General features: G+C 43.8%; 13 protein-coding genes and 2 pseudogenes. 6 read left to right on the plus strand and 9 right to left on the minus strand.

Annotation, left to right across the window (positions count from 1 at the left end):
- Window positions 1-71 precede the first annotated feature (71 nt).
- A complete protein-coding gene (locus tag BCT81_RS14625; protein WP_102424896.1) occupies window positions 72-533 on the plus strand; it encodes a hypothetical protein in 462 nt (153 codons plus the stop codon).
- A gap of 71 nt (window positions 534-604) precedes the next feature.
- Here BCT81_RS14625 and BCT81_RS14630 read toward each other — a convergent pair whose 3' ends face one another.
- From BCT81_RS14630 to BCT81_RS14645, 4 genes are all read right to left on the minus strand, one after another.
- Window positions 605-2,836 carry a hypothetical protein gene (locus BCT81_RS14630; RefSeq protein ID WP_102424897.1) on the minus strand — a complete coding sequence of 744 codons (2,232 nt, stop codon included), beginning with the start codon at window positions 2,834-2,836 and terminating at the stop codon, window positions 605-607.
- A gap of 380 nt (window positions 2,837-3,216) precedes the next feature.
- On the minus strand, window positions 3,217-3,555 hold the full coding sequence (locus BCT81_RS14635) for a hypothetical protein (protein ID WP_004740392.1): 339 nt from the start codon (window positions 3,553-3,555) through the stop codon (window positions 3,217-3,219).
- A gap of 217 nt (window positions 3,556-3,772) precedes the next feature.
- Complete coding sequence (locus tag BCT81_RS14640) at window positions 3,773-4,750, minus strand: Gfo/Idh/MocA family oxidoreductase (protein ID WP_102424898.1); 978 nt, start codon at window positions 4,748-4,750, stop codon at window positions 3,773-3,775.
- Window positions 4,751-4,752: 2 nt separating this feature from the next.
- The gene (locus tag BCT81_RS14645; RefSeq protein WP_102424899.1) at window positions 4,753-5,055 is read right to left on the minus strand and encodes an antibiotic biosynthesis monooxygenase; all 303 of its coding nucleotides are present in this window, start codon (window positions 5,053-5,055) and stop codon (window positions 4,753-4,755) included.
- A gap of 106 nt (window positions 5,056-5,161) precedes the next feature.
- Between BCT81_RS14645 and BCT81_RS14650 the strand changes: the two are divergent.
- Window positions 5,162-6,074, plus strand: a pseudogene (locus tag BCT81_RS14650) (LysR family transcriptional regulator).
- A gap of 115 nt (window positions 6,075-6,189) precedes the next feature.
- Here the strand turns inward: BCT81_RS14650 and BCT81_RS14655 are convergent.
- Window positions 6,190-6,378 (minus strand): annotated as a pseudogene (locus BCT81_RS14655) (hypothetical protein); the annotation flags it as partial.
- Between the two features lie 34 nt (window positions 6,379-6,412).
- Window positions 6,413-7,060, minus strand: a complete 648-nt coding sequence (locus tag BCT81_RS14660; protein WP_102424900.1) for a DsbA family oxidoreductase — start codon at window positions 7,058-7,060, stop codon at window positions 6,413-6,415.
- 193 nt (window positions 7,061-7,253) lie between these two features.
- Here BCT81_RS14660 and BCT81_RS14665 point away from each other — a divergent pair, with 193 nt between their 5' ends.
- Window positions 7,254-8,453: an MFS transporter gene (locus tag BCT81_RS14665; protein ID WP_102424901.1), complete on the plus strand. Its 1,200-nt coding sequence runs from the start codon at window positions 7,254-7,256 to the stop codon at window positions 8,451-8,453.
- 91 nt (window positions 8,454-8,544) lie between these two features.
- Here the strand turns inward: BCT81_RS14665 and BCT81_RS14670 are convergent, their stop codons facing one another.
- Entirely contained in the window at window positions 8,545-9,342 is a 798-nt protein-coding gene (locus BCT81_RS14670) for a Cof-type HAD-IIB family hydrolase (protein ID WP_102424902.1), read from the minus strand.
- Window positions 9,343-9,579: 237 nt separating this feature from the next.
- Window positions 9,580-10,152 carry a TetR/AcrR family transcriptional regulator gene (locus tag BCT81_RS14675; RefSeq protein WP_102424903.1) on the minus strand — a complete coding sequence of 191 codons (573 nt, stop codon included), beginning with the start codon at window positions 10,150-10,152 and terminating at the stop codon, window positions 9,580-9,582.
- Between the two features lie 125 nt (window positions 10,153-10,277).
- Between BCT81_RS14675 and BCT81_RS14680 the strand changes: the two genes are divergently transcribed.
- The 3 genes from BCT81_RS14680 (at window position 10,278) to arsB (ending at window position 12,478) form a co-directional block, all read left to right on the plus strand.
- The gene (locus BCT81_RS14680; protein WP_102424904.1) at window positions 10,278-10,793 is read left to right on the plus strand and encodes an HPP family protein; all 516 of its coding nucleotides are present in this window, start codon (window positions 10,278-10,280) and stop codon (window positions 10,791-10,793) included.
- Window positions 10,794-10,971: 178 nt separating this feature from the next.
- Window positions 10,972-11,313, plus strand: coding sequence for a metalloregulator ArsR/SmtB family transcription factor (locus tag BCT81_RS14685; RefSeq protein ID WP_004740382.1), 342 nt, complete (start codon window positions 10,972-10,974; stop codon window positions 11,311-11,313).
- Between the two features lie 109 nt (window positions 11,314-11,422).
- Window positions 11,423-12,478, plus strand: coding sequence for an ACR3 family arsenite efflux transporter (arsB, locus tag BCT81_RS14690; protein ID WP_102424905.1), 1,056 nt, complete (start codon window positions 11,423-11,425; stop codon window positions 12,476-12,478).
- Between the two features lie 93 nt (window positions 12,479-12,571).
- On the opposite strand, the gene BCT81_RS14695 is transcribed toward arsB, so the two are convergent.
- A complete protein-coding gene (locus tag BCT81_RS14695; protein ID WP_102424906.1) occupies window positions 12,572-13,459 on the minus strand; it encodes a LysR family transcriptional regulator in 888 nt (295 codons plus the stop codon).
- Window positions 13,460-13,499: the final 40 nt, after the last annotated feature.

Below are 13,499 nucleotides of genomic sequence, written 5' to 3' on the forward strand. Positions count from 1 at the left end.
GTCCCTTTATTCGTTAATAATATTGTTACTCAACGGCATAATAGTCACGAATCCATTCAATGAGTTAGGTTATGTTCTGCAAGCGCCTTTTGGCATTAGTTTTACCCATTTCTGTTGTCTTTTCTGCGCACGCTGAAACCTTTGGTGAGCGAATAGCGCGCATCGAACAAGAAAACGCACTAGCGAAAACCATGAGCGAAACACAAGCTGAGTTAATACAGAAAGTAGTTCAAACTAATCACTGCGCTAAAGTAGCATTGGTTCATCACCAACGGATTCTAGGTCAATACAAGAACCCAACCTCTTCTTCAGAGCTATTCGTAAAATGGCGAGAGCAAGGCAAGCGACTAGACAGCAAATATGAAACGAATTACCCGGGTTATCCTAAGCACGTATTTCAAGAATACCCAGCCGCTTCAAGCAAGGTTGATGGTTACCTATTTGCCTTAATTGACAATGGCTTGAATGAAAAGTCATGGATAGCCAAAGAGTTCAAACAGTGTAAAAACAACAAGCTGATTTCAAGAGCCTAATTCAATGTTGGCAAAGAGCGGGCTTCCAAAATAGAGGCCGACAAACAACTTAAAGCACCTCGAGTTTCAGGCTAGTAAAGTAGAAACAACCCTTCATACCCGCCAATTTCTATCTGGTTAACATATTCACCAATGTTGCCATCTGCATCAACGGGCTTCATCGGCACATCCAATGTAATCGTCAGTTTCTCTGTCTCATAAAAACTTGCGCTCTTGCCGTGGAAGTCAGTGCGATACAACACTCGCCCATGCTCGAACTCTCTCGCTAACACCATATCTTCAGGCCCACCAGCGACCACTTGCTCTTCAGATTGGTAAATAAAATAGGTAAACGTCGGCAATACATGCGTCATACCATTAGGTAAGTCTTGATGCACCATCTCGTTCATCGATGCATCACCGACTATGGTGTAATCGGCTGGCACAGGCGTACTTGTCGAGAGCATAAAAGGAATGGCGTCAAAGCCTTGTGGAATGTGGTTCGCTGGCTCGCCTAACTCAACAGCTAGCAGCAAGCTTGGCTGATACGCCAAATTCTTAGGTATACCACTCCGCCAAAAGTTATCTGATGTGGTATTGCCGCTCCCATAAACATAACCATTATTCCATTGGTTAAAATAGCTATAGTGAGGATGGCGACTCAGATGGTAAATCGCCAAAGCGGAGTACTGATCCTGCTTCCAGTTTTGTTCACTATTTCCGTAATGATGAACTCGTCCATAGCGAGTAGTTGCCTGAAAAATAACGCCTTGCTCAGCATAAGCGAGTGCAGAGTTATCCCAATGTTTTGATATTCCTGAGTAGCCACTCAAGCCGGTAGAAGGAAAGATATAGTGCTCTCTGAGATATAGTGACCCGGCTTCGCGCAAGTGAGATTGACCATTTCTTCCTAGCAAATTTGCCGTGCCTATATTCAATCCAATCAACGAGGCACTTTCCAGCAATGATAGATTTTTCAGGAACTCTGAAAATTGCAGTTTGTAACGCTCATCCGCTTCACTTGAGCCAGCAACAGCCCCCAACTCCTGGACATGTCCACCGGAGTAGACAAAAAATTGATTAGCGCCGATCAGCTTGTTGGTATCATCGTTGTAAGCACCATTCAGACCTTGTTCGCCCCAACTCTGTTGGTAATAGCCATGTATTGCCGACAGGTAGTCCAAATTAGCCATATTCGTTAGCGCCCAAGAGGAATCAGCACTCCACATTCGACCAAATGGAATGACTCTCGATTCCCAACGAAAGCGAGCAGTGGCGTTTTTATTTGTGCGATTACGGTACTCGCTTTGTGACAAGTAGTTATCACCATTGAGGTCTGCAGCAACATCAAAACCACGGATTTTACGCCATTGGCTGATAGCACTTCCGTCTGGCGTGACTGTGGGTGCATCAGTCAGTTTCACCGTCGGAAAACTGTTTTTCAGCTTCACGTCTTTTAAACGCGGGCGGTCTTGTGGGTTATCACCTTGCCAGCGAACCCTAACTACATAAAAGCGTCCACCATCTCTTACAAAGGTTGAACCAAAATACTGCCCACCACCATAGCTTGCGCCACTGCCATCATGTGTCGCCGCTCTCATCCAATCACTTGGTGGGTTCCAAATCACAGACTGGTTTTTGGTCATGTTGAGGGTTCTGTCTTTCTTACTCTCAAGCCTCTCCCACTGAGATACCATCCCATGAGAATCAACGGCAGCCGGGTATTCAATCCAAAACTCGCCACCCGTAGCGAACTGAGAAAACTTGAAGGTTAAACGATCAAACGGCTCAGCATGGTAGATATAAAGCGCTCCACCGCTTTCGAAACTCTCAAATACATCCGCATCCCACGGTGGTTGTTGGTAAAGCCAAAAACCCGCATGGTCTTCACTGGCTGTGTATCCGACAATTACGGGTTTTCGGTTTAAAAGCGTGTTTTCACCGTGCGTTTTATCAACTTCAGCAATGACCGTATCTTCCGAGAAATGAAGGAAATAGTCTTCGAAATTAATGCCATCCAACTCGGCTTGATTACGCAGATCGTTCTCCAACCAACCAGAATTCACCGCCATCGCTTGGTTATACATATAACCAATTGTTGTAGCGTGCTGGTTGTCAGTGATGTCTGAATAAGCGCCGAATACAATGTCGCTGTTAGCGATCTCCCAATCGATAACATCATCCGCAGATAAAGGAGAGCCGTCGAGAGCAGTGCCGGGCTCATGTTGCCCAGGTAATACTACCGCTGTACCAACGGCAAATGAGTGACTAGCAACCAAGTATGATGGTATGAGCGCTAGTACCCAGAGAATGTAGGTTTTCATTATCAAAAGTTCCTAATCGATACTGTCGTAACTCATATAACGAGACGAAAAGTCAGCCAACTTACGTGTCAATTTAGGAATCAAAATAAGAAAAAGTATTGGTTAGATATAAGTATTGATCAAGGCTGATCCGCCTGAAAGCCAGTTACCTGCCAGCAGCCCATATAAATAGATATTCAAACTCAGCGCGTTACAGGGAAAGCTCAAAACTTATAATCTTAATTTTTCTCGTAAGGGAAGTTTCACAGATAGTGAAAATTGAGGGGGCAATTATTCTCAAAATGAGAATTTTGGATAGAAAGAGATTGTGGTGTTTCCAAAGCAACACCACCAAATTCCGTCACCGTTTATCGAATATCAAGATGTTCTGGGGGGGAGAATTACAGCCTTAAATTCCACTTACCTTGGTGGTCACGGTCGCAATTTTCTTGTGTATCGAAGCTTAAGTGCTTATCAATGTTCTTGAGCTTAATCCCGCCCTGATTGAATGCGCTTTGAATAACGGAAGCCACTTGTTGTTGACCATCAGCCTCTAAGAAATTCGTTCTATCTTGATTGCTATCGAACACACAAACGATTTTTAAACTTTGTGGAAAGGAAGAAAAATTGACCGTATGAGTCACCCAAAGAAAACCGTCGTAGCCTTTCAACGTATCTTCACAAACATCAGCTAGCACATCTCTAATTTGATTTTCGATCTTCTTATCTGATTTACGCATGAAGCAAAGCCCCTATTTAACACCTTAAAGTATAAGGTTTTTGGTCAAAATAATCTTAAACGATATTGGACACTGTGAGTGTTTCAAATGCAAAGTATTTATAGGGAATCAAAAGGGAAATATTTGGGGGAATGTGTGAGAAAGAACGACCCATCTTGATTAGCTGAGCAATACAGCAAGGTAATCAAGCATGAGTCGTTCATACTAATCAAGAGGGTTAAGCGCTCGCCGCTTGTTCCCAATCAGTCAGTAACTTCATGATTACGCGAGAGTCTTGATGAGTTGCCATTGGTGCTGTGAGTTGTGTGTCGCCTTGCTCGACTACTTGGCGAATATTGCGCACTTGATAATGGAAGCCGTCACCTTGCGCTTCGACTTTCACTTCGCGTTTCGACGTTTCATAAATCTCAACCGTAAATGTATTATCTTCGGTCGGTAACCATCGGTTAGTGTCGAGAGTGATACAGCCTTTGCTGCCTAAAATCGTAAAACCATGCTTTAAGCCGTGGTCTTCTGCAGTATGGATTTGCGCAGTGAACTGGCCATTGAATCGCATCATCGCTGACGACTCGCAGATATTGCCATCTTGACCACGTCGGCCAATTGCTGAGATCTGCACGTCATCAAACACACTTTCACCAAACTGGTGTTGTGCGACAGAGTGGAGCAGCGACATAGGGTAACAGCCAAGGTTATATAACGCGCCCTTACTCGCAGGGTTCACAAACTGGTCAATCGCCGCAACGTATGAACCTTGGATTGAGCGTACTTCACCAATTTCACCAGTCGCCAGTTCTTGATGAAGCTTGGCGATCAATGGGTGATTTAAGTACATCAAACCTTCTGCGAAAAATACGCCCGCTTCTTTCACCGCTTGCAGAGCTTGTTCGGTTTTTTCCATATCCACCGATAACGACTTTTCACACAGAATCGCTTTGCCGTTTTGAGCAGCTTTAATCACGTATTCGTGGTGAACGTGGTTAGGTAGCGCGATGTAGATAATGTCGATCGACTCATCTTGAATCAGGGTTTCATAGCTATTGAAGGTTCGTGTTGGTTGGTATTGCTCAGCAAACTCATTGAGTGTTTTCTCTGTGCGTCCTGCAACGGCATAAAGCTCGCTTTGAGCATCGCCTTTAATGGCGTCTGCCATAACGCCTGAGATAAAGCTGGTTCCTAGAATTCCCCATTTCATGCTTAGATCTCCTTCTTATGAGTTTCAAAGGCTTGTATTAATTCTGTTATATCACGTTCGATAAACGCTTGCGTGTGAGGCATCCCAAAGTGCTGGTTAATGGCTTCACGGTTAGCGTATTGCTCAAGCAAGATCACTCGGTCGCTTTGGTTTTGGTCATAGGTTGCAATCGCTTGTAGACAGCCCGGTTCGCTCTGCATATCTAGGCAAAACTGTTCGATGGCTTCAACCGCAGCCTCATGTTCAATGTTGGTTTTAATCTTGAGTTCGGCAGTAACAAAGATAGTCTCGTTTATTTGAGGCATTTCACGCTCTTATTTTAATCAACTATTGGTTTGCCATTAATATAATTAACCCCTAATAATTGATAAACTCACCTTTTGTTTATTATTTATCAACCAAGAGTGTTTAATGGATAAGTTAACTAGCATGAAAGTCTTCGTTTACGTGGTGGAGCAAGGCAGCTTTCGTAGTGCCGCCAACCACTTCAATCTGTCGGCGACCATGATCAGTAAACATATCCATCACCTTGAATCGAGCCTCAACTCTCAGCTGATTCATCGCACTACGCGTAAGCAGTCTTTAACCGATTCAGGGCAGCTCTACTATCGAGAATGTAAACGAATTCTGGAAGACATCAGTAATGCTGAAAATCTAATTCAAACCTTAGAAAACCAGCCTCAAGGCACGGTCAAAATAAACTGCCCAGTCACCTATGGGAACAAGGTGCTTGCCCCGATAGTGGCGAAGTTCCTTGCCAATAATCCGACGATTAATGTCGAGCTCGTGCTGAACAACGATCTTGTTGATCCTTATTCCTCCGATATTGATTTGATTGTGCGAATCGGTGACCTGTCTGACTCCAGTTTAGTCGCCAGATATTTAGGTGATTACGAGATGTGTTACTGCGCAGCGCCTGAATACCTAAACCAACATGCAGAGATTCGTGTATTAGAAGATCTCGCACAGCAGCCGTCGTGATGTGAATGGTCGCGAACCCCAACTACGCAATACCCAAAACAGTGAACCGCAACTCCTAGCCCCTAAGAACCACCAAGCGGCGCATAGCTCGGGGAATAAAGGCCAAGTGCGTTTGATGTCGAACAATGGAGATGTGTTGCGATATGCCGCCCTACAAGGCGTAGGTGTGTTGTTACAGCCAACTATCTTAGTCGCAGAAGAGATTGAAAGTGGTTCTCTACTGGAGATCCTACCCGGTATGGCACCTTTGCCCAAGCCGATTCATCTACTCTATAAAACCAAGCAACTGTCTCTGAAAAACAGAACCTTTGTCGAGTTCTTGTTAGCCGAGCTTTCTAAATAACTAGAGTGATCAAATCAACTAAGGTGGGCTGCGTTACTAATGGCTTTGAAGCAACGATGAAGGTTAAAGCGTTTGCCAATGACTCATCAAGTAGCTGCCAAGGCCAGAAGGCGTAGTTACGATTCCACAGCGTATGATGGTGGGCTCGCTGTATCACCGAAATAGTATCAATTTGCACATACCCAAGGTTTTCAATCGCAGACAGCGTGCTCGCCAAAGCGCTCCCATTACGTTTCTTTTTAGGCGGTAGCTTTTGCGAAAGCAGTACAATTTTTTTCGCTTGTGCGAGTGAAAGTGATTCCATGAACTCCAAACTTTAATTGATAGCAATGACCAGCTTATGATTCAGCAATAAGCTCTTGAAGGATCTGCTTGTACGTTTCGACCGTCTGCGCGCCAGTTACTGCACTCTTGCGGTTGAAAACCACAGTAGGAACCGCAGAGATACCCATGCGTTGCCATTCGAACTCTTGCGCTTCTATTTGCTTTAAGTTGTCGGTGTTCTTTAAGCGTTTCAGTGCCTTCGTTGCATCTAAGCCAACCGCTTCAAGCTCTTGCGCAATAACATCCAGATCTGACAGATCTTTTTGCTCTGAAAAATGCGCTGTGAAGAAGCGTAGCTTCAACTCTGTCTGTTTTCCGTGCGCTAGAGCAAAATCAAGCAGCGCATGTAAGTGGCGTGAATTCACCATTCTCATGCTGTCATAAAAATTGAAATCAAACCCTACCGCTTTGCCGCGAGCTGCCAGTTGCTCACGTGAGCGCTGACTTTCTTCTGCACTAGAACCGTATTTTCTCATGATATGCTCACGCAGGTTTTCACCCTCTTGCGGCATATCTGGATTCAACTCAAATGGCTGCCATTCAAGTTCAATCTGTTGTTCTAAAGCTAGCTCTGAAACAGCCTGCTCTAGGTTTTTGTAACCGACGACGCACCATGGGCACATTACGTCAGAAATAATATCGAGTTGAAGTTTCTTACTCATCGTCATTCCAAATATCGTTAATAAGGCAGATCCAATACAAGGTGGATATCCGTGTTGCCATTAAGACTACAACAATCTGAACACTCGTTCAAATATCGACATATTCGCTATCAAATTCCTCTCAATTAACCTTTGACTTAAAGTTAACTTTAAGTTGTAGAGTGATACAAAACGGAGACGATGAGACAGAGATATGAAAAGAAAAACACCACCCTACCTTACCGGACGCTTCTTTGATGGCATTAGCTCAGGGCTATTTATGTTGGCACTTCCGTGGCTAATGCTAGCAACGCCCAATATGGGCACTTTTGTTGCGCTCACGGCTCTGGTCTGTACGATCACTACCTTTCTTGCTACACCCTATTTTTCAGCGTTGATCGACCGCCATTCTCGTAAAAATATGTTGATCATCGCGCAGGTAATCCAGGCTTCAACCGCATTTATTGTCGCTGCAATTTACTGGTTTGGCGTCGGCTCTATTGTCGTCCTAGGTGCAGCCCAACTCATTTTTTGGGTTTCAAGTAGCCTTGCCTGGCATACCAACAATGCCTTTACGCAAGAGAATTACGACCACCATGAATATGCCAAAATTTCGAGTCACCAAGAGATTATTTTGCAGTCGACAACTTTGGGTGCAGGCGCTCTTGGTGTTGTGTTACTCGAGCAGTGGAGCATTATTGAATTTGCGATTTTTGCAGGTATTGCCTCGAGCATTTCAGCAATAAGTTACTTGGTGACACCTTACAGAAGACAAATCACGGAGAGTGTGAATACACCATTCAAACAGCAATTGGTCGAAATTAAAGATGTGTTCTCTCAATCGCCTCAATTCTATGGTTTCCTGATTGTTTCTTGTCTCTCATATCCGATGGTGACCTTTTTAAGCCGCTTAATTCCGATTTGGTTTTCAGAACTGAATATCACCGGAGACTGGCTTGCACTTTACAATATCTCTCTCGGCATGGGGGCACTGATTATTGGGGTATCTTTACCACTGATTCTGAAGTCTGCATCTCACAAAACAATCATCCAAATAGCGATGTACATCATCGGACTCTCTTTATTGTTGATGAGCCAAGCAGAAAACCCTGCGTATCTTATTGTTCTTACTTTCATTTTCGGCGCATTCAACGCGCTCAATAGAATCGCCCGAACCAACTGGATGCACCATGCAGTAGCAATAAAACAAAGAGGAAGAGTAGATGGAGGGCTTGCGCTATTCGCAACCTTAACTCAGAGCCTAAGTTATGTGTTGATTGCCGTATTAGCGCAAGCCGATGCGATTATTTATGGTTTTACCATTGCTGGAGCCGTGGTTCTGGCTGCCACATTTTGGATGGGTAAACTTGGCAGACAAATTAAGCCGGAGTGTACCTTAGCGAATCAATGTTAAGGCGAGTTATCAAAATTCGAGATTACCAATAAAAAAGCCGACTCATGTTAGTGAGTCGACTTTGATAAAAATCTAGAAAGGATTTTAAACGTTATGCGAGAAGCTTTTCCAACACTTGGAATACGCCCGCATCAACATTACTTGGCGCGCCAAAACGAGCTATCTCTTTCAGTTTTGGATGTGCATTTTCCATCGCATATGAGTGGTAACTTTCTTTAAGCATCTCGTAATCATTTAGGTAGTCGCCAAAGCTCATGGTCTGTTCGTAAGTGAAACCTAATGTGTTCTGGAGATGCTTAATTGCCGCCCCTTTTGAAGCCTCAGCATTCATTACATCCAACCAAATTTTTGCGCTTACAACCACTTGGTAATTTTCACCAAACTTAGCGTCGATGCTTGGGTTTACTTTCTCTTGTGAGCCGTCAAAGTGGCAAATAGCCACCTTGATAAACTCATCTTCAACCGCCAACAGATCTTCTACCTGCTCACGGCGATGGTAGTACTTAGAGATTTCCTCTAGAGCACGCTCGTCTTTGGTTTCGATGTATGCCGACTTCTTACCACACAACACAACATGAGCGCCTTCGATAGCACGCGCTTCTTTGATGATATCTTTGATTGCATCTGTATCTAGCAAGCAGCTGTAGAGTTCTTCACCTTTGTGCATCACTAATGTGCCGTTTTCAGCAACAAACATCATGCGATCTTTAATAGGATCAAAAGTTTCCATTAAACTGTAGTACTGACGACCCGACGCAGCAGCAAAGATAATGTCTTGAGCTTCTAATAGCTCATAGAGGTTAAAAAATTCTGGGTCTAATTTTCCGTGTTCATTAAGCAGAGTTCCGTCCATATCAGCAGCGATAAATTTGATGTTCTGTTGTGGCATTTCAGAGCTTACCTATAAGTAATACCAATCGTAGTAAAAAACTGTTCATCCTAGCTGGTTAAAATACTCGATAACTGCGTTAGAATTTTTGATTGTAGAATAACTACTTACCAAAAAATTCCGCCTTGTTCTCAAGTCTTTTTCCTGCGCTACTTCTGATCATTTACTGTGATTGGTATAAAAATTAAATAGTAGATTATGATTTTTCGTTATCTTGGGTAACGGTTCTGCGTTCGATTATATCGCTATAGTAGCCAGTGAATGCAATGCTTTTCGGTAAGCTTCTTTGTTTGAATCTAAGCTTAAATCTAATACACCAAACTCACTCCTGACGATTAAACCTTCAATGAAAGTGATGACCGATTTACTGCGCAGATCAGATGTTGCAGTACCTACCTCTCCACCACCGCTAACGACCTTTAGAATAATGCTCTTGAGCCATGATTTGTGCTGTTGTGCAAGCATCGCAATGTCATCTTCCGATTCTTTAAATTCGGCAAGCGCGTGCATGAACATACAACCTTTGAAGTCTGGCTGTTCAAACCAAGCAAAGTGCCAATCTAGCAATACATCCAGTTGATTATGCAGTCCTGAGGTAGATGAAAGTGCCGCCTCTAAACTCGACTCGAATCGCTGGTGACGCCTAGCCAACACGGCTTCAATCAGTTTAGCTTTTGAACCAAAGTGACGGTACATAGACGTCTTAGAAACTGCTGCAGCATCTCGAATCATATCCACCCCCACGGCAGTATAACCAAGACGATTAAACAAAGATTCAGCCACATCCAAGATTAGTTCTTTCTTACTCATCCTATCCACTTGTTCAATTAAGGTCGCAAAATTTCACGTTGTAAAGAGTGTACAGATCTGTATCATTCAAATCAAATAGTACAGATCTGTACACTTTATTTTCTAGTCATAGGTGGGAGTTCGTGATGATAAAAAAACTGATCGGTGGAGGAGAGCTACCTCCAAAGGCAACGCTGAGCCAACTACTTAAGGGTTTTGTCGGTGGTACGGTAGGCATATTGATCTTATGTTTGCTTGCTGAGCAGTCGCAAGTGCCTTGGTTAATGGCACCGTTTGGCGCGACTTGTGTGCTGTTGTTTGCGGTGCCTACCTCGCCGCTTGCTCAGCCACGCAACATCATTGCGGGTCATTTCATTTCCGCGGCAGTCGGGCTCGCAGCGCTGTATGGTTTCGGTGATTCTTATTTAGTGATGTCGCTAGCAGTAGGTAGCGCGATATTTTTGATGCAGTACTTTCGAGCGGTTCATCCACCCGCTGGCGCTAACCCGATTGTTATCGCGTTAGCAGGTACATCACTCGTCGATTGGACCTTCTTGTTTACGCCTGTTTTAGTTGGCAGTGTCGCGCTCGTTTTGGTTGGCGCCATGCTCAACAACACCTCGACACAACAAGGATGGCCGCTGTATTGGATAGGAAAATAGAGCTAATCACTTATTTCTAACTCACGCGGTAATCGCTAAGTTGGCCTTAATCATGGATGTGATATAGCATGTTTGCTCTTTAAGTTGTGCGACTTTTAAAATTCACATTGACCGCTAAAAGAAATAGGCTTATTATCAATCGTCTTTTAACGATTAGCATTAAGTGAGCCACCTAAGTATGACTGCAACATGCCAAGCAACAGAAAGCTGTTCTCTACCTCTTCCGCCAAGTAATGCAGAAGCAGAAAAAGAAATGGCAGCGTTAGCAAAAGCACTCGCGCATCCAGCTCGAATTCGCATACTTAGCATCTTGTCTGCACTAGAAAAGTCAGGCGGCTGCTTAAACAGTGATCTGGTGAGTGAATTAGGTTTAGCTCAATCAACAGTGTCAGAACACTTAAGAATATTAAAAAACTCAGGCTTCATTACCGCTGAGTCTATTCCGCCAAAGATGTGTTACCGCATCGACCGCGACAATATTCAACGCTTCGAATCGGTATTTAACAGCATTTTAAAATAGAAGTTCACGCTTGAATAATTGGCTTTGATAGCCTTTACTTTTAAGCGTGTTTTTTTGCCATAATCAATCGTTTTTCGACGATTTACGATACTAACAAAGAGAGATTACCATGAAACCAAAGTTAGGTTTTCTAGATCGCTACTTAACACTATGGATCTTCATCGCCATGGGCCTTGGTGTACTGCTGGGTACCCTATTCCCACAGATCGAACAGTGGAACGATTCAATTTCTGTTGGCACCACCAACATTCCACTTGCGATTGGACTTATCTTAATGATGTACCCACCTCTGGCTAAGGTTAACTACAACCTGCTAGGCACCGTGGTAAAAGATAAGAAAGCCATCAAGCTCTCTTTGATCATGAACTGGTTTGTTGGCCCAATCCTCATGTTCGTATTGGCACTGACTTTCTTAGGTGATCACCCTGGTTACATGGTCGGCGTGATTCTAATTGGTCTTGCTCGTTGTGTGGCAATGGTTCTAGTTTGGAACGACATCGGCGGCGGTAACAAAGAATACGGGGCTGCCTTGGTTGCTCTAAACAGTGCGTTCCAAGTGGTTAGCTACAGCTTTATGGCGTGGTTGTTCATCAGCGTTCTTCCTCCTGTATTCGGTTACGAAGGTATGCTGGTTGATATCTCAATGATCGATATTGCACACAGCGTGCTTATCTACTTAGGTATCCCATTCTTAGCAGGCTTCTTAAGCCGTAAGATCCTTGTGTCGATGAAAGGTGAGCAATGGTACACCGACGTGTTCATTCCGTGCATTTCTCCAATGACACTTATTGCACTGCTAGCAACGATCGTTCTGATGTTCAGCCTAAAAGGCGAGATGATTGTTGAGTTGCCAATGGACGTATTGTTGATTGCTGTTCCACTGACAATCTACTTCACTGCTATGTTCTTCATCAGTTTCTTCATTGGTAAGAAGATGGGCATTGAATACGACAAGAACGCATCAATTGCCTTCACTGCGACAGGTAACAACTTTGAGTTAGCGATTGCCGTAGCAATCTCTGTATTCGGTATCAACTCAGACCAAGCGTTTGCAGGCGTTATTGGACCACTGATTGAAGTACCTGTGCTGATTTACCTAGTGAACGTTGCACTTAAGATGAAAGACAAGTACTACAACGGTCTCACAGTGAAATCTGCGAACTAGAAAAATCGCGTATCGCTTAAAACAGAAAGGCTCACAAAGTAATTTGTGAACCTTTTCTCTATCCAGATTAATCCAATTTAAGTCTCATCCAGCTTATGTTTCGTCTAATAGGCCTTTCAATGCTTGTTCAAGCCAAAGCAAAGCAGGTCCTTTAGAGCGTGTTTTCGATAAAACCAAATCAACCGGAGGCGACCACGTTTTGTGGTCAAATGAGACGTTCACCTCAACTAAGCGCTGTTTACTCAACTCTTCTTCCACAAGGTGTTTGGGTAAGTACGCCCAGCCGACATCACTACCAAGGATCATTTCCTTGATGACGATAAAGCTGTTCGACCACCATACCTTGCCCGCTATAAGTGGAAACTGATCCATCATCTTACCTTTATCCCCCCTCAGCATGAGCTGACGATGAGGCAGTAAATCCGACAATTTCGCTACACCCGTTTTGGCTAGCTTGTGGCTTGGGTGACAAACAGCAACAAACGGTAAGTGCCCAATAAAGCAAGGTTCAGAACCGACATCAAAAGCCAAGTTGGTGAACATCAAACCAAGGTCTGCCTTCTCTTCAACTACGAAGGGATTCACTTCTGTTGTGGTACAAGCGATCAACTCAACTTCAGTTGCAGGGAAAAGTTGGCTGAATTCACTTAGGATTCTGGATAGGTTGGGGACCAATAAAGAGTCATCTAATGCGATTTTGATAAGCCCTTCTTCACCGCTCCCTATCGCACTAACGGTAGCATTGAGATCTTCAACCTGAAGGACGATTGCTTTCACTTGCTTAAAGAGCTGTTCACCTTCTTTCGTCAGCGAAGGTTTGCGAGTCGAACGATCAAATAACTCCACATTGAAATCTATTTCAAGATTGTTGATGCCTTGACTTACCGCCGATTGCACCTTACCTAAATGACGAGCACTTGCTGAGAAAGAACCCAGCTCTACTGCGTAAACGAACATTTTAAGTTGTTCAATGTTATACATGCCACCAACCTATTATCACCATTAGTGATAGTTACTATCT

This window comes from Vibrio sp. 10N.261.52.A1 (assembly GCF_002876325.1).
In the GTDB taxonomy this organism is placed as follows: domain Bacteria; phylum Pseudomonadota; class Gammaproteobacteria; order Enterobacterales; family Vibrionaceae; genus Vibrio; species Vibrio chagasii.

What these genes read in the sequence shown, in the direction of transcription:
- BCT81_RS14625 (WP_102424896.1), top strand. Translation starts at nt 72, where the DNA reads ATGTTCTGCAAGCGCCTTTTGGCATTAGTTTTACCCATTTCTGTTGTC.
- BCT81_RS14630 (WP_102424897.1), bottom strand. Translation starts at nt 2,836, where the DNA reads ATGAAAACCTACATTCTCTGGGTACTAGCGCTCATACCATCATACTTG.
- BCT81_RS14635 (WP_004740392.1), bottom strand. Translation starts at nt 3,555, where the DNA reads ATGCGTAAATCAGATAAGAAGATCGAAAATCAAATTAGAGATGTGCTA.
- BCT81_RS14640 (WP_102424898.1), bottom strand. Translation starts at nt 4,750, where the DNA reads ATGAAATGGGGAATTCTAGGAACCAGCTTTATCTCAGGCGTTATGGCA.
- BCT81_RS14645 (WP_102424899.1), bottom strand. Translation starts at nt 5,055, where the DNA reads ATGCCTCAAATAAACGAGACTATCTTTGTTACTGCCGAACTCAAGATT.
- BCT81_RS14660 (WP_102424900.1), bottom strand. Translation starts at nt 7,060, where the DNA reads ATGAGTAAGAAACTTCAACTCGATATTATTTCTGACGTAATGTGCCCA.
- BCT81_RS14665 (WP_102424901.1), top strand. Translation starts at nt 7,254, where the DNA reads ATGAAAAGAAAAACACCACCCTACCTTACCGGACGCTTCTTTGATGGC.
- BCT81_RS14670 (WP_102424902.1), bottom strand. Translation starts at nt 9,342, where the DNA reads ATGCCACAACAGAACATCAAATTTATCGCTGCTGATATGGACGGAACT.
- BCT81_RS14675 (WP_102424903.1), bottom strand. Translation starts at nt 10,152, where the DNA reads ATGAGTAAGAAAGAACTAATCTTGGATGTGGCTGAATCTTTGTTTAAT.
- BCT81_RS14680 (WP_102424904.1), top strand. Translation starts at nt 10,278, where the DNA reads ATGATAAAAAAACTGATCGGTGGAGGAGAGCTACCTCCAAAGGCAACG.
- BCT81_RS14685 (WP_004740382.1), top strand. Translation starts at nt 10,972, where the DNA reads ATGACTGCAACATGCCAAGCAACAGAAAGCTGTTCTCTACCTCTTCCG.
- arsB (WP_102424905.1), top strand. Translation starts at nt 11,423, where the DNA reads ATGAAACCAAAGTTAGGTTTTCTAGATCGCTACTTAACACTATGGATC.
- BCT81_RS14695 (WP_102424906.1), bottom strand. Translation starts at nt 13,459, where the DNA reads ATGTATAACATTGAACAACTTAAAATGTTCGTTTACGCAGTAGAGCTG.